Annotated in this window: 17 protein-coding genes and 2 pseudogenes; 11 read left to right on the top strand and 8 right to left on the bottom strand. The window is 62.2% G+C overall.

Translation table 11 applies throughout. The annotated features are described in order from the left end of the window. Positions 1-88: 88 nt before the first annotated feature. The 5 genes from ACW5CM_RS01990 to ACW5CM_RS01970 all read right to left on the bottom strand — a co-directional run bounded on the left by ACW5CM_RS01990 (position 89) and on the right by ACW5CM_RS01970 (position 5,605). On the bottom strand, positions 89-1,882 hold the full coding sequence (locus ACW5CM_RS01990) for an acyl-CoA dehydrogenase (RefSeq protein WP_457123997.1): 1,794 nt from the start codon (positions 1,880-1,882) through the stop codon (positions 89-91). A 2-nt stretch (positions 1,883-1,884) separates the two neighbouring features. Then, positions 1,885-2,346, bottom strand: a complete 462-nt coding sequence (locus tag ACW5CM_RS01985) for a MaoC family dehydratase (RefSeq protein WP_457123996.1) — start codon at positions 2,344-2,346, stop codon at positions 1,885-1,887. Further along, a complete protein-coding gene (locus ACW5CM_RS01980; protein WP_439289775.1) occupies positions 2,346-3,107 on the bottom strand; it encodes an SDR family oxidoreductase in 762 nt (253 codons plus the stop codon). The genes ACW5CM_RS01985 and ACW5CM_RS01980 overlap by 1 nt, the downstream gene beginning before the upstream one ends. Then, complete coding sequence (locus tag ACW5CM_RS01975) at positions 3,104-3,844, bottom strand: SDR family oxidoreductase (protein WP_457123995.1); 741 nt, start codon at positions 3,842-3,844, stop codon at positions 3,104-3,106. The genes ACW5CM_RS01980 and ACW5CM_RS01975 overlap by 4 nt, the downstream gene beginning before the upstream one ends. Positions 3,845-3,997: 153 nt before the next feature. Continuing rightward, positions 3,998-5,605 (bottom strand): AMP-binding protein, encoded by a 1,608-nt coding sequence (locus tag ACW5CM_RS01970; protein ID WP_457123994.1) that lies wholly within the window; start codon positions 5,603-5,605, stop codon positions 3,998-4,000. 297 nt (positions 5,606-5,902) lie between these two features. Between ACW5CM_RS01970 and ACW5CM_RS01965 the strand changes: the two genes are divergently transcribed. The 3 genes from ACW5CM_RS01965 to ACW5CM_RS01955 all read left to right on the top strand — a co-directional run bounded on the left by ACW5CM_RS01965 (position 5,903) and on the right by ACW5CM_RS01955 (position 9,473). Next, a complete protein-coding gene (locus tag ACW5CM_RS01965) occupies positions 5,903-7,453 on the top strand; it encodes a class I adenylate-forming enzyme family protein (RefSeq protein WP_457123993.1) in 1,551 nt (516 codons plus the stop codon). Between the two features lie 124 nt (positions 7,454-7,577). Then, positions 7,578-8,678, top strand: a complete 1,101-nt coding sequence (locus ACW5CM_RS01960) for an NAD-dependent epimerase/dehydratase family protein (protein ID WP_439289779.1) — start codon at positions 7,578-7,580, stop codon at positions 8,676-8,678. Positions 8,679-8,684: 6 nt separating this feature from the next. After that, positions 8,685-9,473: an acetoacetate decarboxylase family protein gene (locus ACW5CM_RS01955; RefSeq protein WP_439289780.1), complete on the top strand. Its 789-nt coding sequence runs from the start codon at positions 8,685-8,687 to the stop codon at positions 9,471-9,473. A 276-nt stretch (positions 9,474-9,749) separates the two neighbouring features. On the opposite strand, the pseudogene ACW5CM_RS01950 reads toward ACW5CM_RS01955, so the two are convergent. Next, positions 9,750-10,067: pseudogene (locus ACW5CM_RS01950) on the bottom strand (transposase); the annotation flags it as partial. A 58-nt stretch (positions 10,068-10,125) separates the two neighbouring features. Here ACW5CM_RS01950 and ACW5CM_RS01945 point away from each other — a divergent pair. Next, positions 10,126-11,502: an IS30 family transposase gene (locus tag ACW5CM_RS01945; RefSeq protein ID WP_457123992.1), complete on the top strand. Its 1,377-nt coding sequence runs from the start codon at positions 10,126-10,128 to the stop codon at positions 11,500-11,502. Between the two features lies 1 nt (position 11,503). Here ACW5CM_RS01945 and ACW5CM_RS01940 read toward each other — a convergent pair. Together ACW5CM_RS01940 and ACW5CM_RS01935 are read right to left on the bottom strand one after the other, a co-directional pair. Then, positions 11,504-12,489: pseudogene (locus ACW5CM_RS01940) on the bottom strand (IS3 family transposase); the annotation flags it as partial. Positions 12,490-12,890: 401 nt separating this feature from the next. Further along, positions 12,891-14,276: an FAD-binding oxidoreductase gene (locus ACW5CM_RS01935; RefSeq protein WP_457123991.1), complete on the bottom strand. Its 1,386-nt coding sequence runs from the start codon at positions 14,274-14,276 to the stop codon at positions 12,891-12,893. A gap of 397 nt (positions 14,277-14,673) precedes the next feature. On the opposite strand from ACW5CM_RS01935, the gene ACW5CM_RS01930 reads away from it, so the two are divergent. The 7 genes from ACW5CM_RS01930 to ACW5CM_RS01900 all read left to right on the top strand — a co-directional run bounded on the left by ACW5CM_RS01930 (position 14,674) and on the right by ACW5CM_RS01900 (position 21,589). After that, positions 14,674-15,225: a nuclear transport factor 2 family protein gene (locus ACW5CM_RS01930; RefSeq protein ID WP_457123990.1), complete on the top strand. Its 552-nt coding sequence runs from the start codon at positions 14,674-14,676 to the stop codon at positions 15,223-15,225. Positions 15,226-15,425: 200 nt separating this feature from the next. Further along, on the top strand, positions 15,426-16,667 hold the full coding sequence (locus ACW5CM_RS01925; RefSeq protein WP_457123989.1) for an ABC transporter substrate-binding protein: 1,242 nt from the start codon (positions 15,426-15,428) through the stop codon (positions 16,665-16,667). A 91-nt stretch (positions 16,668-16,758) separates the two neighbouring features. Beyond that, entirely contained in the window at positions 16,759-17,646 is an 888-nt protein-coding gene (locus ACW5CM_RS01920; protein ID WP_457123988.1) for a branched-chain amino acid ABC transporter permease, read from the top strand. Between the two features lie 37 nt (positions 17,647-17,683). Continuing rightward, entirely contained in the window at positions 17,684-19,474 is a 1,791-nt protein-coding gene (locus ACW5CM_RS01915) for a branched-chain amino acid ABC transporter ATP-binding protein/permease (RefSeq protein ID WP_457123987.1), read from the top strand. Then, the gene (locus ACW5CM_RS01910; RefSeq protein WP_457123986.1) at positions 19,471-20,229 is read left to right on the top strand and encodes an ABC transporter ATP-binding protein; all 759 of its coding nucleotides are present in this window, start codon (positions 19,471-19,473) and stop codon (positions 20,227-20,229) included. Before ACW5CM_RS01915 ends, ACW5CM_RS01910 begins: the two co-directional genes overlap by 4 nt. A 151-nt stretch (positions 20,230-20,380) precedes the next feature. Further along, the gene (locus ACW5CM_RS01905) at positions 20,381-20,773 is read left to right on the top strand and encodes a nuclear transport factor 2 family protein (RefSeq protein WP_457123985.1); all 393 of its coding nucleotides are present in this window, start codon (positions 20,381-20,383) and stop codon (positions 20,771-20,773) included. Between the two features lie 123 nt (positions 20,774-20,896). Then, positions 20,897-21,589, top strand: a complete 693-nt coding sequence (locus ACW5CM_RS01900; RefSeq protein WP_457123984.1) for a cysteine hydrolase family protein — start codon at positions 20,897-20,899, stop codon at positions 21,587-21,589. The last annotated feature ends 28 nt before the right edge of the window (positions 21,590-21,617 follow it).

Raw genomic sequence — 21,617 nt, 5'->3', positions numbered from 1 at the left:
CTGCGCCGCCGCTCGTTTGAGCGCCGGCGCGCTACTCTCACGACCGTGGCCGCTTGAGATTTGCTTGCATATCACCATCCGAACCGCTTCAGAGTAAGGAATCGTCGAGGTCGATCAACGTCTGATCGGCCCGCTCGAGCAGATCGAGTGCGGGTCCGATGCGCGGCAGAATATCGGTGAAGTAGTATCGCGCCGTCACTCGTTTCGCCTTGTGGAACTCGTCAGGGACAACATCGGCCGCAAGCGCTTGCTCCAACCACAGCGACGCCACGACGATGTCACCGAGCGACTCGAGATACGTGCTGGCGTTAACCAGCGCTGCCGCCGGATCCCCGGATGCCCAGAGGTCGGAGGTAATGGCTTCAATCCTGGTAATTGCCACTTCAAGCGTGCTCCCGTGTCCGGCGAACTCTTCGGACTCACCGGCCCGAGCTGCTGTGGCGCGGATCGTTTCCATTAGCAGCGTCAATCCCTTGCCGCCGTGCAGGCGCACCTTCCGGCCGAGTAGATCGAGTGCCTGGATACCGTGGGTGCCTTCGTGGATGGGGTTCAGCCGATTGTCACGGTAGAACTGCTCTACCGGGTAGTCGCGGGTGTACCCGTATCCCCCGTGTATCTGGATCGCCAAATCGTTCGCAACAAGACACCACTGCGAGGGCCAGCTCTTCACGATCGGGGTGAGCACATCGAGCAGAATGGCGGCGCGCTGGCGATCATCGTCAGTCTCACCAGTCTCCTCCTCGTCGAGCAATCGTGCGGCATACAACACGAGCGCCATCGCCCCCTCTGCGTAAGCTTTGGAGGTAAGCAGCATCCGACGCACGTCGGGGTGGCGAACGATCGGCACCGGAGGGGAATCCGAGCCTTTGGCGTCGACGAGGCGACCCTGATGACGTGTCCGTGCATACTCGACCGCGTGAAGATAACTCGTGTATCCGAGCGCCGCTGCGCCAGCACCGACGGCGATGCGCGCCTCGTTCATCATTCGAAACATGTAGACGAGCCCACGGTTCTCTTCGCCGATGAGTGTACCGACGGCCCCGGCTTCACCGCCGGGGAGATAGCGGCCACCGCCAAAGTCGAGCACCGTATTCGTCGTGCCACGGTACCCCATTTTGTGGTTGAGGCCCACGAGCGCGACATCGTTCCGTTCACCAAGCGAACCGTCTGCCTGCATCAGGTACTTGGGTACCGCGTATAGCGAGAGGCCTTTGACACCCATGGGTGCGCCCGTTGCGCGCGCCAACACGAGATGCACGATGTTCTCACTCAACTCGTGGTCGCCTCCCGAGATCCACATTTTGCTCCCGAACAGCCGGAAGGTGCCGTCGGTCTGCACTTTGGCGCGTACCCTGACGTCTGCAAGCGATGACCCTGCATCTGGTTCGGAAAGGCACATCGTGCCAAAGAAGCGACCCTCGATCATCGGAGTTGCGTAGCGCTCGATATCGCGTTCAGTCGCAAATGCGAGAAGAAGGCGCGCTGCGGCCGCTGTCAGCATCGGGTAGGCCGCCGTTGCCGTGTTTGCGGCTTGGAACCAGGCGAAGCATGCACGGTCGACGACGTGTGGCAACTGCGCACCGCCCACCTCCTCGTCCATCGCGCCTGAGAGTAGGCCCGAATCGTTGAAGGCCCTCAGCGCTTCACCCACCTCGGGGATCACGTGCGCGCGCTCCCCGTCAAAGCGAGGCTCATTGGCATCGCTCAGGGCATTGTGTGGCGCGAACGCCTCTTCGGCGAGTGCTTCGGAGAGATCGAGCACCGCTTCAAATGTGTCACGAGAGTGATCCGCGAATCGTGGGCGAGTCAGTAGTTCGTCGACCTTAAGCCACTCGAAGAGTAAGAAGTCGAGGTCGCGGCGCGACAAGATTTGAGATGCCATGATCAACCTTCCGCGGGAGCAATGTAACGGATGAGAACGTCAGCGACGCACACAGGCCGGGTGCCGCCGTCGCGTTCTACGGTGACCCGGACGGTGAGCTGGGTCCAGCCGTCGCCGGGAACCACGCCAATGATCTCCCCTGTTGCGCGTATCAAGGAGTCGACGGGCACCGGGGAGGGAAAGCGTACGCGATCGGTGCCGTAGTTGATGACGCTCTCGAAGCCGGAGACGACGAGAATCTGTTCAAGGAAAGCTGACACGAGTGACAGGGTGAGGTAGCCGTGAGCGATCGTTGTTCCGAAGTGCCCGTGTGCTGCCCGTGCTGGATCGATGTGGATCCATTGTCGGTCTTCGGTCGCTTCGGCGAACGAGTCGATGCGGGATTGCGTGATGAGGATCGAGTCGCTCGGGCCGAGCATCGTGCCGAGCGCATCTCCTAGCTCGTCGTATCGGAGTTCGCCCATCAGATTCCACCCCCGAGCAGAAGCCCGCCGTCAACCACCAGCGTCTGACCGGTTACCCACGCCGAATCGTCAGAGCCCAAGTAAGCCACAGCCGAGGCGACGTCGGCGGTCTCGCCGAGCCTGCCAAGCGGGTATCGCGCGACAACCTTTTCTTCGATTCCCTCGTAAAGTGGTTTCGCGAAACGGGTCGTTACGACCCCCGGAGCGACGGCGTTCACGCGCACCGTCGGGCCGAGTTCTACTGCGAGTTGGCCGGTGAGGTAGATGACCGCAGACTTACTCGCGCCGTAAAGTCCGATGTCTGCGGCCGGGCGGAGTCCAGCTACCGAAGCGACATTCACCACTGCACCGCCGTTCGCACCCATCCAGGCTTCGTGCACGGATTGGACCCAGCCCAACGAGCCGAGCACGTTGACGTCGAAGATCTTGCGCGCCGCCGAGAAATCAGACTCGATGAGGGGCCCGAACGCGGGGTTAATCCCGGCGTTGTTGACCAGGAGATCAATCCGGCCGAAGGCCGCGATCGTACGATCAACTGTGTCGGTTTGGTGCTGCTGGTCGTCGGCGCTGCCGGCCACGGTCAGCAAGCGGTCGCCGGCACCGAGCTCGGCGACGGCCGCGTCGAGACCAGCCTGATTACGACCAGTGATAACAACGCGGGCACCCTCGTTGAGAAGGCGACGTGCGATCGCCAAGCCAATACCTCGGCTTGCACCGGTGACGATGGCTGCACGGCCCTCATAGCGTTCTGCGGTGCTCATATCGAGATCCCTCCGTCGACGGGGAGTACAACTCCGGTGATGTAGCTGGCCTCGCGGGAGGCAAGAAAAGCAACGGCGTCGAACATCTCGCTCGGCTCTCCGAATCGTCCCAGCGGAATCGCGGCTTCCAACTCCGCACGCTTGTCGGGCGGCACTGAGGCGATCATTCGGGTGTCGGCGTTCGGCGAGATCGCGTTAACCGTCACGCCGAAGTGCGCCAGTTCCTTTGCCGCCGTCTTGGTGAACCCGATGATTCCCGCCTTCGCCATCGCGTAGTTCGACTGCCCGATGTTGCCTCGTAGACCGGTGTACGAGGTGACGTTGATTACCCGGCCGAACCGCTGCGCTCGGAATTGCGGAACACACGCGCGGGTCATCTTGAATGTGCCACCAGCGTGGACGGCGAGAACCGCGTCCCAGTCGGCGTCGCTAAGTTTCCACAGCATGCCATCGCGCAAGATTCCGGCATTGTTGACGAGAACGTCAATGCGATCGTTTTCAGCCATGATCTGCGCGATCGCAGCATTGACGCTTGCCGTGTCGCTGACATCCGCACGGATGCCTCTACCACCCACCTCTTCCGCAGCCTGATTCACGGCTTCGCCGTCAAAGTCGATGAGAACCACGTCGGCACCCGCGCGCGCGAAGTTGCGCGAGAGTTCTAGTCCAATGCCGCGAGCCGCACCCGTGATAACCACGGTCTGCCCACTGAAATCAAAACTGAGGTTTCCGCTCATGAGAATCGCTCCAGCACCTTCGACATACCCTGCCCTCCACCAATGCGAATCATCTCGACCCTGAACTCCTCATCATTGAACTGCGCGACCTTGACGACGTTGGCACCCGCCGGGATCCACACGCCGTGACTAACCAATCGGCATCGCCGGCGATCATGCAACGGATGTAAAAGATGCTCGCAACTCCGTCTTCATGACTTTGCCCTGCGTGTTACGGGGCAGCTGCTCCACGAGCACCACCATGCGCGGCACCTTGAAGTTCGCCAGACGCTCCCTGCACCACGCGATAATCTCCGCTTCATCGGGCGTGGATCCGTTCCCGGGAATGATGAACGCCCGCGCGACCTCACCCAACCGCGCGTCGGGCACTCCGATGACGGAGACCTCTCGCACGTCAGGATGGCGAGCCAGAGTCTGCTCGACCTCAGCGGGCGACACGTTGAATCCGCCAACCACGAACAAGTCTTTGAGTCGGTCAGTGATCTTCAGGTAACCCGCCTCGTCGAGCGTGCCGATGTCGCCCGTGCTCAACCAGCCATCCACCACAGCCGCGGATGACTGCTCGATCTCGCGCCAGTAGCCTGGCGTCACGTTGGGCGCTTTCACGAGAAGCTCCCCGGCCTGACCGGCTGGCAGCTCGGCGCCGTCGGCATCGACGACCTTCAGCAGAACATTCGGCAGGGCGCGGCCGTTCGTATTAGCGATCATCTCCTTCGAGTCCCCCACGTTGCACATCGTGGCCACTCCGTAGGTCTCGGTCATCCCGTACGCGGTGATGAAGTGCTCGAAAGGCAGCTCCTTCTGCACGCGCTCCACCATTGTGACCGGAACCGTCGCCGCGCCGGTCGCGGCCAGGCGCAGCGTCGACAAGTCGAACTCGACACGACGAGCGTCATCCAGCAGCGCGTAAAGGACCGTCGGGGGACCGTTGAGGATCGAGACCCGCTCGCGCTCGATGAGACGCATCATTTCGACGGCGTCGAAGACTGCCAACGGCACGATCGCCGCACCGTGGATGAGCGAGGTGAGGACGCCAGCCTTGAAACCGCCAGAGTGGAACATCGGCAACGACAGGAGGTATCTGTCCCCGGGGCGAAGGCCCCAGATGCGGCCGAAGTCGCGGTAGAGCGCGATCACGGCGCCCTGCACAAACGTCACGCCCTTCGGCTGACCGGTCGTGCCCGAGGTGAACAGAATGTCGCCGAGATCAGAGCCGCGCACTGCGTCAGCGGCAGCCTCCACAGTCTCGGGGGCGATAGAAGCCCCGGTGGCGACGAAGCCTTCCCACCCAAAGATGTCGCAATCGGTCCGCGACCGCCGTGACGAGTCCACGGACACGTCGACCACGAACTCGAGATCGTCCAGCGCGGCGACACCCTCGTCGATGAACGCCTCGCCGAGTGCTTCGAGATAGTCAAATCCGAGGAAGCGATCGTCGATAAGAATCGCTCGTGCTTTCGTGCGGCTGAGGATCTCGCGGGCCTCAATCGCACGGTAGCGTGTGTTGATCGGCACGACGACTCCGCCGATGTAGTGAACAGCTTCACTGAAGCGGACCCACCAATGGGAGTTTGGCGCCCACACTGCGACGCGGTCACCCTGGCGAATGCCTCTCACGATCAGCGCCGCCGCGACCGCGCGCACGTCGGTGAGCAGCTGCCCGAAAGTGAATCGTACATCGCCATCAGCCAGGGCCTCGAGGTCGGCGAAACGCGCCGCACTCGCACGGAGCACACCTGCATACGTGTCCACCACTTCCATCGAATCTCCCTCGTTTGATGTCAAACCGGATCAGCGTCCGATGATTGCGGCGACCGCCTCGTCGCGAATGGCGTTCCGGCAACTGTTCTGTCGACCACGATCCTCCGGACGTCGGCATCCGCCTCTATCCGCGCTCCTTCTACACTCCGGCCGCTCATGATGGGTCACGGTATGCGTTACACCGTTACACCAAGGACATTCCGTTCCCGAGCGAATACTTTCTATCATAGCAATGATAGCGTGTATAAATGTAATAATAATAGACTACATGGCGATTAGCGCAACGGACGGAACGATATGAACACGAACGATATATCCATTGGGGACGCTACGGCGAACGATGTCTCGCACGCGCTCTTGAGCGGGCTGCTGGAGGACCTTGCTTTCGATGACTCCTCGTTGCTGGTGGCGTCCCCGAAGCATCGACTCAGTCTCCGCGAAGTCCGAGAGCGAGTCTCCGCCCTGTCTGGCGCGCTCACTGCCGCCGGAGCGAAACAGGGAATGGCCATCGGCGTCCACGTCGAAGAGAGTGCGCGAGCGGTGATCGCGATGTTCGCGATCTGGAGCTCGGGCGGCGTCTACGTGCCCATCAACGGTCGCGCGACGCAGGAAGAGATTGCCTCCGTCATCTCAGAGACTCCCGTCGCTCTACTCATCGGCTCTGCGGGCGAGCGGTCTGAACGCGCGGGGAGCATCGGTTACGTGCAGTTTGCCGATAACCTCGAGCCGCGCATCATCGCCCACGCCGACCAGAGTCAGGAACTCTACGAGCCGGATATCGCTCTCGCCCTGCGGACTTCGGGAACGACGGGTCGACCAAAGGCCGTGCTGCTTCGACACTCAGGCACCATCGGTGCGCTCGATTCCAGCCTTCGTATGCTGCGCCGCACGGCCAAATCTCCCATCGATTCGCCAGGCTCGTTAAGGATGAACGTCGTCCCCACATCCCTGTCCCTGTGGGCCGGCATCTACAACACCGTCTTCTCCTTTCGGGCCGGAATCGGCGTGGCGCTGATGGACAAGTTCAATGTCGATCTCTTCGTGGAGATCGTTCGAGAGTTCCAGGTCAAGTCAACTGTGCTCGCGCCTGCCATGATCACTATGCTCGCCGACGATCCAAACCTCACCGACCTCGCCCCCCTGCGGCTCGTGCGCTCAATCACCGCCCCACTCTCGCCCACTCTCGCCCGCGATTTCTACGAACGCTTCGACGTCTTCGTGCTCAACTCCTACGGACAGACGGAGCTCGGCGGTGAAGTGGTCGGCTGGACTTCGGCTGACGTGCGCGACTTCGGCGTGGACAAGCTCGGTGCGGCGGGTCGACCGTACCCTGATGTAGCGCTTGAGGTCCGTGGCCCAGATGGCGAGAAAGTGGGCATCGACCGACCGGGTGAGATCTTCGTCAACTCACCGTACCGAATGCAGGGCTACGCGAAAAGTTCGTCAGCAGTACCCGAAGATGTCGATCGGTTTGTCGGGGGATACCTGCGGACCGGCGACATCGGGAGACTCGACGCGGACGGGTTTCTGTGGATCGAGGGACGTGTCAGCGACATGATCAATCGTGGGGGCCTGAAGGTCTTCCCCGCAGAGGTCGAGGAGGTCCTCCGCCGGCACCCGGGCGTGCGTGACGCTGCCGTCGCCGGGGTACCGGATCGCCGGCTAGGAGAAGTACCGCACGCATGGATCATCAGTGAGAGCGCGGAAATCACTGACCGTCTTGCGGATTGGTGTCGTGAGCACCTCGTTCCGTACAAGATCCCTGCCGGTTTCACCAGGGTCGATGCCTTCCCACGCAACGAGATTGGAAAGGTCCTGCGCGGTCAGCTCACCCAAGCATCCGACTGAATCAGGGGCGGTGACACAGGCCATGCCCGGACCAGCATCAAACTGAGGCATGTTGCGGCGCTTGCGTCGCAACACCTCTCAAAGTATTATCATTAATAAGATAGTGGATCGTAAGGAGATTCAAGTGTCCAAGACAGCACTTCTGATCGGCGGCACGGGTCCCACCGGCCCGGCTATCGCAACCGGCCTCGAGAAACGAGGATACGACCTGACGATCCTGCACCGAGGCACGCACGAACTCGACGAGGTAATGCGGTTCCCACACATCCACGGTGACGTCTTCAGCGAGGAGGGCATCCGAGAGGCCCTCGGCCAGCGCTCGTTCGACGTTGTAATCGCGAGCTACGGCCGCCTTCGGGCCACGGCCTCAGTACTTCGCGGACGCGCGGGGCACTTCCTCTCCGTCGGCGGCGTGCCCGTCTACCGCGGCTTTTTCGATCCGTCGGTCTTCCAACCGACAGGCCTGCCCATTCCGACCCGCGAGGACGCCGATCTCGCACGTGAGGACGAGGACGGCAAGAGCTATCGCGTTGCCCGAACGGAGCAGCTTCTTTTCGAGTTGCAGCCGGATGCCACGCACTTTCGATACCCGTACATCTACGGTCCGCGACAGCTCGCGCCGCGCGAGTGGGCAGTGATGCGCCGCATCATCGATGGCCGGCCGTTCATCATCTTGCCCGACGGCGGCCTGTCACTCATCCCGTTCGGATACGTCGACAACCTCGCGCACGCGATGATGCTCGCGATCGAGCAGCCCGACGAGTCGAAGGGCGAGATCTTCAACTGCGGCGACGACGAAAAACTCACTATCAGACAGATGGTCGAGCTCGTAGCCGATGAGATGTCCTACGACTTGGAGATTGTCTCGATGCCCTCGGAGCTGGCGATTCCGTCGCGCCCCCTGCAGATGAGCTCTGTGGCTCACCACCGTGTAGTTGATACCGCCAAGCTTCGCGACCGGCTCGGCTATCACGACGTCGTACCGGCGCGCGAAGCCGTGCGCCGCGCCGTCCGATGGCTGCAGGCCAACCCACCCGCGCGGGGCGGCTACGAGGAATTTGCTCTCCAGGACCCGTTCGACTACGGCGCCGAGGACCGGCTCTACAACTGGTGGAAAGCGGCCATCGCCGATCCACCGAACCTCGGATACGACGAACTGCCGGGTTACGGAAAATCGTACGCTGGCCCCGGCACCCGCGTCGTCCGCGCCGACACGCGTATCTGAGTCACCGTGGCACTTAACGGCTGGAGCCTACCGCTCTCCCCCACCGGCAAAGCATCACTCGTCCCCGCGCCCCCATGGCACTTCTCTGGCACGGCGATCGGGATAGAGTTCCGTGCAGACCCTGCCGCCATCGCCGCAGTACTGCCCGCCGAGATCGAGCCGTTGCCCGATGGCTCGGCCTGCTTCACGTTCGTCGACTGGGCATCGACGGCACCCAATGACCCGCGATACGGGGACAACCCAGCCCGCGCGCAGTACAGCGAGGCCTACATCTCCGTCTTTGGCACGCTGGCGGGTAAGAAGGTCGCGCGGGTGCCCTACATCTGGGTCGATGATGACCTGTCGTTCGCCCGGGGACTGATTCAGGGCTTCCCGAAGAAGATGGGGCAAATCGACATCACCCGAACCGTGAAGGTCGGCCAAGGTGGTCCGCAACTGACAGCCGGAGCCCGACTCGTCGGCACGGTCGCTTCGCTGGGCACGCGGCTCGCGCGTGGTGCGGTGACCCTCACCGGACCGGAAAAAGCGGGGCTCGTGCCCCAAGCGCTACGTATGCCGGTCTGGCACACGCGTCACGTGCCCGACCTCGCCGGGGGGCCGCCGTTGGTGCACGATCTCGCTCGCAACCTCGTCGAAGGGTTCGAGGTGGCCGATGTGTGGTCTGGGGACGCCGAGCTCGAGTTGTTCGACTCAGCGTTCGAGGAGCACACGCTTCTGGAACCGCGGGAGATCGTCGGTGGGTTTCGTTGCGAGGTCGCGTTCACGATTGTCGGTGCCGAGGCCTTCGCCGGCTAATCGGTCAGGGGCCGCGAATCTCCGAATACCATCGGCTGTCAGTGATGATGAAGGGAATCACTCTGCACTGCGGCGCCTGACGGCTTTTCACAGACAACGGGAGAGCGTTGAACCCGGACCGTCGCGACATTAACAGCCACCTCGTCGCTTACGTGAGCACGCGCGGTGTTGTCGCGATCACGGGGAAGCCCGGGCATCCGATGACCCAGGGCAAGAACGAACGATTCCACCAGACCCTATTTCGGTGGTTGAACCGCCTCAGGTTCACTGCCGCTGTTATGCGGGTTGCGGCACTCTGGTGAGAGCCGCGTAATGGTCGGCCTCGTATTCGTTGGGGCTGACCATGCCGAGGCTACCGTGCAGCCTGCGGTGGTTGTACCAGTCGACCCAGCCGCCGGTCGCGAACTCGACGTCCGCGATCGTCTTGAACGGGCCGTCGTGGAACACGGTCGTGCCGATGCATTCGGCTTTGTAGACGCCGTTAATCGTCTCCATCAGGGCGTTATCGTATGCGTCGCCGACGGATCCGATCGATGGTGCGATCTCCTCGAGAGCGAGGTGATCGGTGAGCCGAATCGACGTGTATTGGCTGGGCTCAACCGGTGGAAGCAACACTTGATCGGAGGGTGTTGTGGGACGACCATCGGATTGGATGAGGGAAGTGACCGGGCGGGCATCTATGCGCTCGCCTGGACACCCGGGTCATCCGCGTGCCAGGGAGCGGGAGTTCTGGGCGAAGATCAGCACGGGGTTACTCCCGACCGAGGCTGGCGTCGCGCTCGGCGTGGCTCCCGTCGTCGGGTCGCGATGGTTCCGACAATCAGGAGGTATGTCACCGTATTCGTGGCCGGCGCCGTCGGGTCGGTATCTGTCGTTGGCTGAACGCGAGGAGATCGCGATCCTGAAGGCGACGGGGACCGGGGTGCGGGCGATTGCCAAGGCACTGGGGCGTAACCCCTCGACGATCTCTCGAGAGTTGCGTCGTAACGCCGCGACGCGAGGCGGGACGTTGGACTACCGGGCGTCCGTCGCGCACTGGAAGGCCGAACTGTTTGCCAGAAGACCGAAGGTCGCGAAGCTGGCCGCGGACCCTCGACTGCGCAAGTACGTGCAGGAGCGCCTCTCCGGTCAGATCCGCCGCCCGGACGGTTGCGTTGCCCCGGGCCCGCAACCGCCAAGATGGACGGGGCAGAACAAGCCTCACCGGAAGGACCGGGGCTGGGTGCTGGGGTGGAGCCCCGAGCAGATCGCGAACCGGATCAAGCTCGACTTCCCCGATGATGACAGCATGCGGATCAGTCACGAGGCCATCTACCAGGCGCTGTTCATCCAGAGCCGTGGGGCGCTCAAGCGCGAGCTCATCCTGTGTCTTCGCACCGGGAGAGCACTCCGCATGCCCCGAGCGCGGTCGAAACGGGTGCCGTGGGCTCACGTGACCGCGGATGTCCTCATCAGCGAGCGGCCCGCGGATGCTGAAGACCGCGCCATCCCCGGCCACCACGAAGGGGACCTCATCATCGGCATCAACAGGTCCGCGATCGGCACCGTCATCGAACGGACGACCGGGTTCACCACGCTGGTCCATCTGCCGCGAGAAGATGGCTGGCGGGAGCAGCCGATCGTCAAGAATGGCCCGCCGTTATCCGGCTATGGTGCGCTCTCGATGAACCGTGCACTTGCCAAAGCAATGAGCACTCTGCCAGATGAACTCAAGCGCTCCCTGACCTGGGACCGAGGGAAGGAGATGTCAGCGCACGCACAGTTCACGATTGACACCGGCTTGAAGGTCTACTTCGCCGACCCGCACAGCCCCTGGCAGCGCGGCACGAACGAAAACACGAATGGACTGCTCCGGCAGTACTTCCCGAAAGGCACCGACCTCTCACGCTGGTCCGAGGACGACCTCGCCGCCGTCGCCCACGCTCTCAACACCCGGCCCCGCAAACGCCTCGGATGGCGCACCCCGGCCGAGGCGCTCAACGAGCGCCTACACTTGTTGCAAACAAGCGGTGTTGCGACGACCAGTTGAATCCGCCTTGCGACCCGGCATCGGAGTGATGAATGAGCTGCCGCGCGGCAACAGCGTGGCCCTGCCGGTCGCGTTCCCACAGTGCCATCCGCAACGGGATCATGACGAGGTCTGTGTGCTTGCTAGTCTGCGCATGCCAGGCCACGATGCGTTGTGAGAACACGTCGAGGATGAACGCGACGTATACCCAGCCTGCCCAGGTCCGGACATAGGTGAAATCGGTCACCCAGACGCGGTCCGGGGCGGTCGCGGTGAAATCCCGATTCAGCAGGTCACCGGCACGAATACCGTCCTTCGCGGGGATCGTCGTCCGGATTCCCTTCGCACGGGTCACACCGGACAGGCCCAGCAGCCGCATCGCCCGGTCCACGCCTCCCCAGGAGGCGTCAGCGATCCGGGTGCGGCGGATCAGCGCGGTCATCTTCCGCCGACCATACAAGCCCTCCGGGGTCATCTTCCGCCGTGTCGTCCCGTCCGCCAACATGACAGTCGTCCACGCCGTGTCGCGGACCGCGTCAACGATCATCGCGTCCGTCACGGTCCGCGCCGAGACGAGGCCCTGCCGCCAGGCCCGATAGGTGCGCGCAGCGACCCCCATGCCCTGCTCGCGCAGAACGCGGGTGATCGACTCGACTGCATGCCCCTCGGACCTCATCTGATCGATGAAGCCCATGATCAACGGTTGCGGGAGTCGAGTTCCCCCGCGAAGAAAGTCGTCGCTGCTTTCAGAATCGCGACGTCTTCGCGCAGACGCTTGTTCTCGGCCTTGAGGCGCTTGACCTCGGCGGCCTCTTCGCTGGTCTGACCCTCACGATCACCCGCATCGATATCAGCCTGCACCACCCACCGGCGCAACGATTCCGGGCCGACGCCCTCCTGCCGGGCAACGGCCGCGATCGCCTTCATATTCGACGGGTACTCACTCCGATGCTCGAGCACCAACCGGACAGCGCGCTCACGGAGCGCAGGATCAAACTTCTTAGGCATGAGCCCATCCTTTCAACACAAAAGAATGCGGCATCAAACCTGAGGCGGTTCAGGTTAGACAAGCATCCCTTCGCAAGACGATCAAGGAACTCGAAGGACTCGTGGATCAGTTCGACCTGATCCGCAACACCGATCGCCCGCACCAGGCACTGCAACCGAACCACGACGCGCCCACTCACCGCGACGCAACCGGCGATGGTCTTCGATGAATACGGCACGCTCCTCATCGAAGACCTCAGGGCACAACGCGGAACTCGATATCTCGGCAACGGCAGACCCGAGGATCAACCCCCAAAAACACGATGCCTGTCACTATTATCCTGAGATATCACACGGCTCCCCACAAAGAACTGTCGGCAAGGTATTGACAGCCCTTCGAGCGTGACGCCACGTTTATAACGTCAGGGAACGAAGACGGCACCTGGATTGAGTACGCCGGCCGGATCGAAAGCGGACTTGATCCGGCGCTCGAGCGCAAGCTTCACTGGATCGGTCAGGGCCTCGTAGTAGACGCGCTTATCTCGTCCTATGCCGTGTTCGCCGGAGATAGTACCTCCGAGCAGTATTCCTGCGCGGAAGATGTCGAGGAGCAACTCGTGCCGACGCGCATCGTCCTTCTCATAGACTGAGAAGTGGATATTGCCGTCACCCGCGTGACCACAGCCGTAGACACGCGCCCCATGCTGCTTCGCGATCGCCTTGACTTGCATGAGGTACTCCGGGATGAGCGCTCTCGGCACGGCCATGTCGATGAGATCGTCAGCACCGTTGGCCTTGACCATCCAGAAGGCGCTCTCTCGCAGCTCGAGCAACGTCAGGCCCTTAGTGCCTTCGAGCACGTATACATCCAGGGCGCCACCGTCGGCGAGCATCGTGGCGAGCTCGTCAACAGCACGATCGAGCGTCTCCTGATCCCGGTTCTCCAGGACCACGACCAAGTGGGCTTCCGAGGACTTCAGCACGTCGCTCGGAACTCCGAGTCTGAGGTCCTTGTATGCGAGTAGAGCCGTCATCGTAGACCGATCGATGTACTCGAGTACGGATGGCTGCATTCCGCTCCCGACGATGCGCGGCACCATGCGCGCCACCGCGTCCAAGCTATCGAATGGCGCCAGTATCGTGATCGAGTGATCTAACAGTGGCTGCAGTTTCAATGTCGCCTGCGTGACGATGCCGAGCGTGCCTTCCGACCCGACAATGAGCTGCGTCAAGTCGTAGCCTGACGAGTTCTTTGCCAGTCGCCCTCCGGCGCGCACGATGTCCCCCGTGCCGGTCACAATTTCGACCCCGAGCACGTTCTGCCGTGTGACGCCATACCTTACCGCCCGCATACCGCCCGCATTCGTGGCGATGGTGCCTCCGATACTTCCCGCATCCGTGCCGGGGAAGACCGGGTACACGAGTCCATGTTGCGCGGCGGCAGCATTGACCTCAGCCAGCGTCACTCCCGGCTCGACAGTCGCGGTATGCCCGAGCGGATCGACCTCGAGGATGCGGCTCATCCGCTCCGTCGACAGGACGACGCTGCCTTCCTCCGGCCTGCAGCCACCTGACAGCCCCGTCGCTGCACCGCGAGGCACTAACGGAATGCCGCTCTGCGCGGCGAAGCGAACGACAGCGGCGACCTCCGCAGCGTCCACGGGACGAACCACGGCCGCGGGCGCGTGACCCGCACCATGGAGCGACTCGTCCTTCGCTGCATCGGGTGAAATGGCGTCACCGAGATCGACATGGGCATCACCGAGCAATGCCACGAGCGCCTCAAGTTCCGGCTTGGAAGAGATCATCACCGCGTCAGCACCCCCCGGTCACGTTGCACGTGATCCTGAAGAGTCGGACGCTCGTAGTCGAGCGCTTCGCACTGCTTGCGGGTGGCCGCGTTCGGCCCTTCCGTCGAGGCAGCCGCCTCGTGCGCGAGCAGTCGCACCTGTCGGTCGTGAACTTTTGGGAGCCCGCGTGATCTGCCTGCTCAAAGACAACCTGGTCTCGCACCCGCATCGTGTCCAGCCCCGTTCTCGTCCTGCTCAGCGAACTATTTATACTATTTTACGTTTCTTTATGAGGTTAGTCAAAAACACACGTTGACTCGAACAAACCGCGAGGCGAAGTGCAGGCTCTTGCGTTCTTTGTTAGCGTTAGCATTGTAATGATAGTTAGCAGCCGCCTAATACGGAGGGATCAACGATGATTGAGGACAAGACGGAGCGCACGCTCGAACAGCGTGTGCAGGAACTCGAGGACGTGCGAGAGATCAACGAACTGTTCCGCCGATGGCATAACGAGTGCACCGGCGGATTCGACGGCCTCCAGCCGGGGCGGCACGCTGCCCTGGAAGTGCTGACCGACGACGCGACGATCGAGATCGCGGAGCTGCACAAGCCCGGCGAGGGCCCGACGGGACGAGAGCAGTACACGGAGTACTGGAACTATTACTTCGGAGACAACGGCCCGCTGCCTCGCGTCTTCCAAACGGGTGTCGACCAGTCAGTGACGATTACGGGAGACACTGCAATTCAGGAGACGAACCAGATCGGTCTGTTCCAGACACGCGGAGACAAGCCACGGTTCTCGCTGTCGAAGCGTAAAAACTACCTCGTTCGCACCCAGGATGGCTGGAAGATCCAGAAGACAACGGGAAGCGGATCGTTCCTGTTCGAGGTGAACCCGCTTTACGGCCAGCTCAACCCGACGGTAGACGAAGAGAAGCGAACTCCTTGGGTGTACCCAGGCGACTGATGCGTTGTACCCGCGCGGGCACCGACGTGTAGTGCCTGCGCGGGAAGCCTTTCCATCAGTAGCATCAATTAAATTGATGGATTTCATTGCTAATTTATGACTGATAGTTGTTATTCTGCAGGCGGTACTGCAAGCTACATAAAACCGATGCGTCGCGTGCAGATCACAGTGCATGCGATTGGACTCAATGGAGAGGCAAAATGAAGAGGCACTGGACACGAGGATTGCGCTCCACATTGGCGGCGGTGGCAGTGGCAGGCGTTGCACTCGCCGGCGTGACCGCCTGTGCATCCGCCGAGACGAGCCCGGGGGGCGAGGCCAACCGTGTTAGCGGTGGTGAAGGCTGCGAGAACATCACGGAGCCGATAAGGGTCGGGACCATATCCCCCCTATCCGGTCCGGCCGCAGCGCTCGGAGCACTCAACGACAACGCAGTGTTGACCGCGGTCAAGGTCTTCAACGAGCGAGAGGACATCTGCGGGCAGCCGATCGAACTCGTCCGCGAGGACGACAAGGGCGACCCCGCCACCGCCATCAGCCTCGGGCGCAAGCTCCTCTCGGAGGGTGTGGAGATCTTCACCAGCACGGGAATGAACGAGACAGAGGACGCGCTCGTGCCCGTCCTCATGGACGCTGGCGCCGTCATCGTGGCCAACACTGGCAAGTCTTCGCTGCTCGAGAACGACAATTTCTTCTCAGTTCTCACAAGCGAGGCTCAGTACAGTCAGGCGGTCGTTGATCAGAGTGTCGCGCAGGGGTGGGATAAGGTCGGAATCCTCAACGACAACACGGCCTGGGGTAACGGGCACACGGCGGGCCTCGAACAGGGCTTCGCGGATGCCGGTGTCGAGATCGTCAAGATTGTCGAATACTCACCGACGGCTGTCGACATGACCACGCCGATCAAGCAGTTGCAGTCGGCGGGAGCAGAGACCCTCATTCTCGCGGGTGCTTCCGCGATCCCTGCCGCCGTCGACGGCATTACGCAGTCAGGTTGGGATCCCAACCTGATCAGTTGGGGAGCATACCTTGCGTACCTGACTCCTCCGGAGAACCTACCTGACACGCTCGTCGAAGGATGTGCGCGCTCGTTGCCGGCTGATCAAGCACCTGACGGCCTGGGGGGCCTGGGTGAAGCCGCGCTGGCGGTCTTGGAGGCAGGCGAGGCGGAGTACGGCGATAGCCCGTCCGTGCTCCAAGCGATCAGTCTTTACGACCAGTTGCTGGTAATCAAGGCGGCCGTCGAGGCATCCGGATCCACGACGGGTGCCGATGTAGCAGCGGCGATCAAACAGATCGAGGACCTGCCCTCCGTATGGCCGGACATGAAGCTCACCTTCAGTGAGGACAACCACACGGGTTACCCCCTCTCGAGCTTCTCCTTCTGCACCCTGAACCTCGGTCCGTTCGGTATTCCGTACACCTCACCCGACACAAAGTAGACCGCGATCGCACGACCGTAGGCCCGTCGAGCACAGTCTGCTCGGCGGGCCTACGGAGTCGATCCGAGATTTGAAGTGGAAGGCGGCTCTTGTGAGTCTGTTTCTCATCGCCGTAATATCTGGCCTCGCGGTTGGCTCGGTTTACGGACTGATTGCCATCAGTTACGGCACGATTTACCAATCATCCGGAGTTTTCAATGTGGCCCAAGGAGACCTGCTCGTCGTCGGCATCCTGGTCTCCTACTTCGCGGTGGAAGTGTGGAATCTCCCGTCGATCGTAGTGCTGCTACTGATCATCGTCGTCGTCGTCGCGCTCAGCTTGATTGAGGAGCGGGTGGCGGTGCGACCAATATTGAAGCGCATGAAACCCGGCGGCATCACGTGGTTCATTTCCACGCTCGCATTCGGCCTGGTGCTGTCGGCTATCGCGCTGCTCATCTACGGCCCCCAGCCGGTCAGGCCGATCGCCAGCGCATTCGGTGCCGAAGCGTGGAGGATCGGCGACCTCGTGATCTCGCCGAAGTATGTGGCGGCCCTGGTGGTGCTAATCGTGGTCACGGCCGGTCTCGAAGTCTTTTACCGGCGCTCTCTGCTGGGCGTTGCGATGCGCGCGGTCGCCGCGGACCGCGAGGTCGCCAACCTGCGGGGGATCTCTCCTCAGCGGATTACCCGTACCGCCTTTATTATCGCGGGAATCGTCACGGGCCTCGGTGCCTTTGTGCTCGCCCCTATCGTCTCGGCGGATATTACAGTCGGCCTAATTTACGCACTCAAGGGCTTCGTGGCGATGGCGATCGGCGGCTTCGGATCGCTGAAGGGCGCGGCCATCGGCGGGCTTCTGCTCGGCGTCTCCGAGCAGCTGCTGAGCCTGTACTGGACTTCAAACTACGAAGTGCTCGCGGGACTCGTGCTGCTCATCGTGGTCCTCATGATCCGGCCGACCGGTATCTTCGGTCGTCCAGCCCTACGAGAGGTGTGACCAAATGATCTCATTGAAGGTCAGTTCCAGGAGCACAATGCTCCAGCTGAGCGCGGTGGTCGTGATGTTCGTCATCGCGATCGTCCTTCCGCTCCTTCTCGGTGCGAAGCCGTACATCCTGCTCCAGTGGCAGGGCATCCTCGTACTCGTGGTCGTCGGACTGGGTCTGAATATAGCGTATGGCATGGCTGGCCAGTTCTTGCTCGGCATCATCGCCGTCTTCGCAGCCTCGGGGCTTGGAGTTGCGTGGGCGGCGACACAATTCCCCGAGATCATGAGCCTGCCACTGATGTGCCTCGTCGGTGCGCTCTTGGGGACGGTCACGGGACTGATCCTTGCGATGCCGTCGCTGCGCGTTTCGCACTTCTATCTCGGCCTCGTCACCCTGTACGCCGCCGTCGTGGTTCCGTCGATCGCCCGGAACACCGAGGCGCTCGGAGGAGAAGCGGGCATCCTCCTCTTCACAGTGCCGGGGTTCTCCGCGAACCTCGAGGGCTACCCGCTCTACGTCGTGCTCATCCTGATCGTCGCAGCAGTCGTCCTCTTCACTGTGCTCCTTCGTCGAAGTACAGTCGGGCGACGCTTCTTGGCCCTGTCCTCGAGCGACCAGCTGGCGGCATCCATCGGTATCAGCCCCCACCGCACCAAGGCACTGGCCATCGCCGTCGCCTCCACGGTGGCCGGCGTCGCCGGGGGATTGTACGTGTACAGCCAGCAGTTCTTCGGGCATTCCGTCGCGGATGCCCACGACGCGATCCTGCTCCTGGCGGCCATGATGATCGGTGGCTTCCGCACGATCACCGGGACACTCATCGGAGTGGTCGCTGTCTTCGCATTCGACACCTTTGTGACGGACCTCGAACAGTACACTGGCATAATCTTTGGCATTTTCCTGCTGCTGTGCACGCTGTACTTCCCGAACGGCCTGGTCGACAAAGTGAAGCCGGTCGTGCGGCGGTTCTGGCGACCGGGTCCGTCCTCCGCAACGGCATCGCCGCAGCCCGCGGACAACGCTCCCGTCGACATCCCGCTACCGTCTCAGGAAAACCGGGAGCAGCTCAGCATCGTCGGCGCGACCCGGTACTTCGGGGGCGTCAAGGCCGTAGACGGCGTGGACCTCGAGGTTGAGCCGGGAACGATCCACGGTCTCATCGGATCAAACGGTTCGGGCAAGACCACGTTACTCAACCTGATCAGCGGCTACTACAGTCTCAGCGCCGGCACGATCAGCATCGGTCACGAGAGGATCAGCGGCAGAAGCGTCGACACGATCGCGCGCGCGGGAATCGCTCGGACCTTTCAGACACCGAAGCTCATGGTGCTCGAGAGTGTCCTCGACAATGTCCTCGTGGCGGCCGACCAATCGATCAACGTCACCGGACTGGAATCCGTGCTCATGCTGCCGCGTGGCGAGCGTACGCGTCGCGCGGCCGAATCCGTAGCATCCGATGCCCTCGCTCGATTGACGCTGTCGCACCTCATCGACGAAGAAGCCGATTCACTGCCCCACGGCACCCGGCGCCTGGTCGAGATCGCGCGGGCGATCGCCCTACGTCCGAAGTTCGTGCTGCTTGACGAACCCGCGGCCGGGCTCAGCCCGGCCGAAGTCGAGGTTCTCGCGGATTCTGTCCAGGCGCTGGCCGCCTCGGGTGTCGGGGTTCTGCTCATCGAGCACAACGTCCCGCTCGTCCTGGAGCTCGCAGACCGGGTGACCGTCATGCACCAGGGGAAGCCGATGTTCCAGGGCACAGCCGACGAGCTGCGTGCGGATGCTGGCGTCGCCAAGGCATTCTTAGGCATCGATGTTGAAATGGAGGGGACGAAATGAGTGATCCGTTCACACTGCGAGTGCGTGGCCTTCGCGCGGGATACTCGTCGATGGAGGCGGTCTCCGGGGTCGAGCTAGACGTTCCACTGGGGGAGATCACGTCGTTGATCGGCCGCAACGGTGCAGGCAAGACCACCGCGCTGCTCGCGATCGCCGGGTCGAGGCAGGGGTCGAACGGCGGCTCCGTGCTGCTCGGTGACGTGGACGTATCTAAAGCAAGCGCGCCGGAGATCGTGAAAGCAGGGCTTTCTCATGTGCCCGAAGGGCATCGGATTTTCAAGGAACTGACAGTCGAGGAGAACCTTCGGCTCGGCGCCTGGGTTCATCGAAGGACATCCAAGAAGTCCACGGAGGGTATCGACAGGGTCTATGACCTCTTTCCCATCCTCAAGGAGTTCTCGGGGCGCGACGCCGGCTTCCTCAGCGGAGGGCAACAGCAGATGGTCGCGATCGGCCAGGCTCTGATGGCGCGACCCCGGATCCTGATGCTCGACGAGCCGACATCGGGTCTGGCGCTACCGGTGATCGCGTCGATCCTCGAGGTGCTCCATCGTCTCAAGGACGACGGGATGGGAATCCTTCTCGTGGATCAGGGGATCCAGCGGGCCCTCGACAATTCGTCGACCACGTACGTGATGGATCAAGGTGCGATCGTGATCTCCGGACCGTCGAAGGAGCTCGCATCGAACCCCCGCGTCTTTGACATCGTACGCGGCACAGACGAGGCGCCGCACCACCCGTCACCGACGCCGTGAACGGCGCAGCACGCCGGGTCGTCGTGCGCAGGGACTTCTGCCCAATCATTGCTATGATATCGCTAAGGGTCCGACAACCCACGCGGGATCGTTCGCCTGTCGAAGTGGACGGGCGTCGCGATCCAGCGTCGTTCTGCAGAGAGGCAGACAGATGAAACTCATCGAAGTAGTGGAGACGCTGTTCGGCGGTACGGGTTCACCGCGAGCTGCGGAGGCGGCTGGCTATCTGGCGGACGACCTGGTCATGATCGAAGGCGGAGCAAATCTTCGCTCCGGCACGCACCGAGGCAAAGCCGCGATGGGCGCCCTCATGAAAAAGATCCAGGACTCGTGCGATCACTTCCAATCCGATTTGGTCTGGATCAAGGGCGACGACCAAATGGTCATATCTCTTGCCCATGCGCACGGACGGCGCAACGGCCGCGATCTTGACACGCACGTCCTGACGACGATTACGGCGGACGACGACGGGCAGATCGTGGAGATCCGTGATCTCCCTTTCGATTGGGACGCATGGGAGGAGTTCTTCGCCGTCGAGGCGTGAGCTCGCCCCCGTGGAGCGCGGTCCGTCGATCACCATAGTGACCGGTCGGCCACAACTCTTGTCCGAGCGCAGGCGAAATCATGGATGTGCCGCGACATAACCGCGGCGGATGGAGGAGGACTCATGTCTAAGAGCACTGAAGAAGATACACGAACACTCGTGAACGACTACGATCTTCTGCGTAGCTATCCACCCATGCGGCGAGATTCGACGGCGTTGGTCGTCATCGACATGGTTAATTGGCAGATCCCCCGGGTTGCAGATCAAGATGCGAACGACGGGACACTCAATTCTCCGTACTTTGTGTCGCGGCTTGCGAGCTTGACCATCCCCAACAACCAGCGCCTCATCGAAGCCTGCCGGGCCAAGGGCGTGCCCGTCGTTTTCGTTCGCGTCGGGGCTAGTCGCCCGGACTTCGGTGACGTGCTACCTCGAGTTCGCGATTTCTATCGTTACCAGGGTGCGCTCGATGGCACCCCAGCCTGCGACGTCATCGATGAACTTGCGCCGCGCGATGACGAGACCACGGTCCTCAAGGGCGGTGCTGGCGCCTTTGTTTCGTCCAACTTGAGCAACGTACTGCGCAACATGGGTATTACTCATGTGATTATGAGTGGCGTCGTCACCAACGGCTGCATCACAGCGGCCGCGTACCAGGCTCAGGACTTCGGTTACTGGGGTTTTGTCGCTGACGATGCGACGGCCACGTACTCGGCGTCGATGCAGGCAGCGGCCGTCGAAACGCTGAATATGGGGCCAGTTGTGGTGAATAGCACCGACGAGTTGATCGAACTCATCAATTTGGCAGCCGACTAGGCGCAATGGGCGTTCGACAGAGCCTGAA

The organism is Microbacterium wangyouchuni (assembly GCF_054072595.1).
This window is presented reverse-complemented; position numbering and strand designations above follow the sequence as displayed.

Bases quoted from the DNA above. Each gene is read 5' to 3' on its own strand.
- ACW5CM_RS01930 (WP_457123990.1), top strand. From the start codon at position 14,674: ATGATTGAGGACAAGACGGAGCGCACGCTCGAACAGCGTGTGCAGGAA.
- ACW5CM_RS01965 (WP_457123993.1), top strand. From the start codon at position 5,903: ATGAACACGAACGATATATCCATTGGGGACGCTACGGCGAACGATGTC.
- ACW5CM_RS01925 (WP_457123989.1), top strand. From the start codon at position 15,426: ATGAAGAGGCACTGGACACGAGGATTGCGCTCCACATTGGCGGCGGTG.
- ACW5CM_RS01935 (WP_457123991.1), bottom strand. From the start codon at position 14,276: ATGATCTCTTCCAAGCCGGAACTTGAGGCGCTCGTGGCATTGCTCGGT.
- ACW5CM_RS01970 (WP_457123994.1), bottom strand. From the start codon at position 5,605: ATGGAAGTGGTGGACACGTATGCAGGTGTGCTCCGTGCGAGTGCGGCG.
- ACW5CM_RS01985 (WP_457123996.1), bottom strand. From the start codon at position 2,346: ATGGGCGAACTCCGATACGACGAGCTAGGAGATGCGCTCGGCACGATG.
- ACW5CM_RS01900 (WP_457123984.1), top strand. From the start codon at position 20,897: ATGTCTAAGAGCACTGAAGAAGATACACGAACACTCGTGAACGACTAC.
- ACW5CM_RS01915 (WP_457123987.1), top strand. From the start codon at position 17,684: ATGCTCCAGCTGAGCGCGGTGGTCGTGATGTTCGTCATCGCGATCGTC.
- ACW5CM_RS01990 (WP_457123997.1), bottom strand. From the start codon at position 1,882: ATGGCATCTCAAATCTTGTCGCGCCGCGACCTCGACTTCTTACTCTTC.
- ACW5CM_RS01910 (WP_457123986.1), top strand. From the start codon at position 19,471: ATGAGTGATCCGTTCACACTGCGAGTGCGTGGCCTTCGCGCGGGATAC.
- ACW5CM_RS01945 (WP_457123992.1), top strand. From the start codon at position 10,126: ATGAGGGAAGTGACCGGGCGGGCATCTATGCGCTCGCCTGGACACCCG.
- ACW5CM_RS01975 (WP_457123995.1), bottom strand. From the start codon at position 3,844: ATGAGCGGAAACCTCAGTTTTGATTTCAGTGGGCAGACCGTGGTTATC.
- ACW5CM_RS01980 (WP_439289775.1), bottom strand. From the start codon at position 3,107: ATGAGCACCGCAGAACGCTATGAGGGCCGTGCAGCCATCGTCACCGGT.
- ACW5CM_RS01905 (WP_457123985.1), top strand. From the start codon at position 20,381: ATGAAACTCATCGAAGTAGTGGAGACGCTGTTCGGCGGTACGGGTTCA.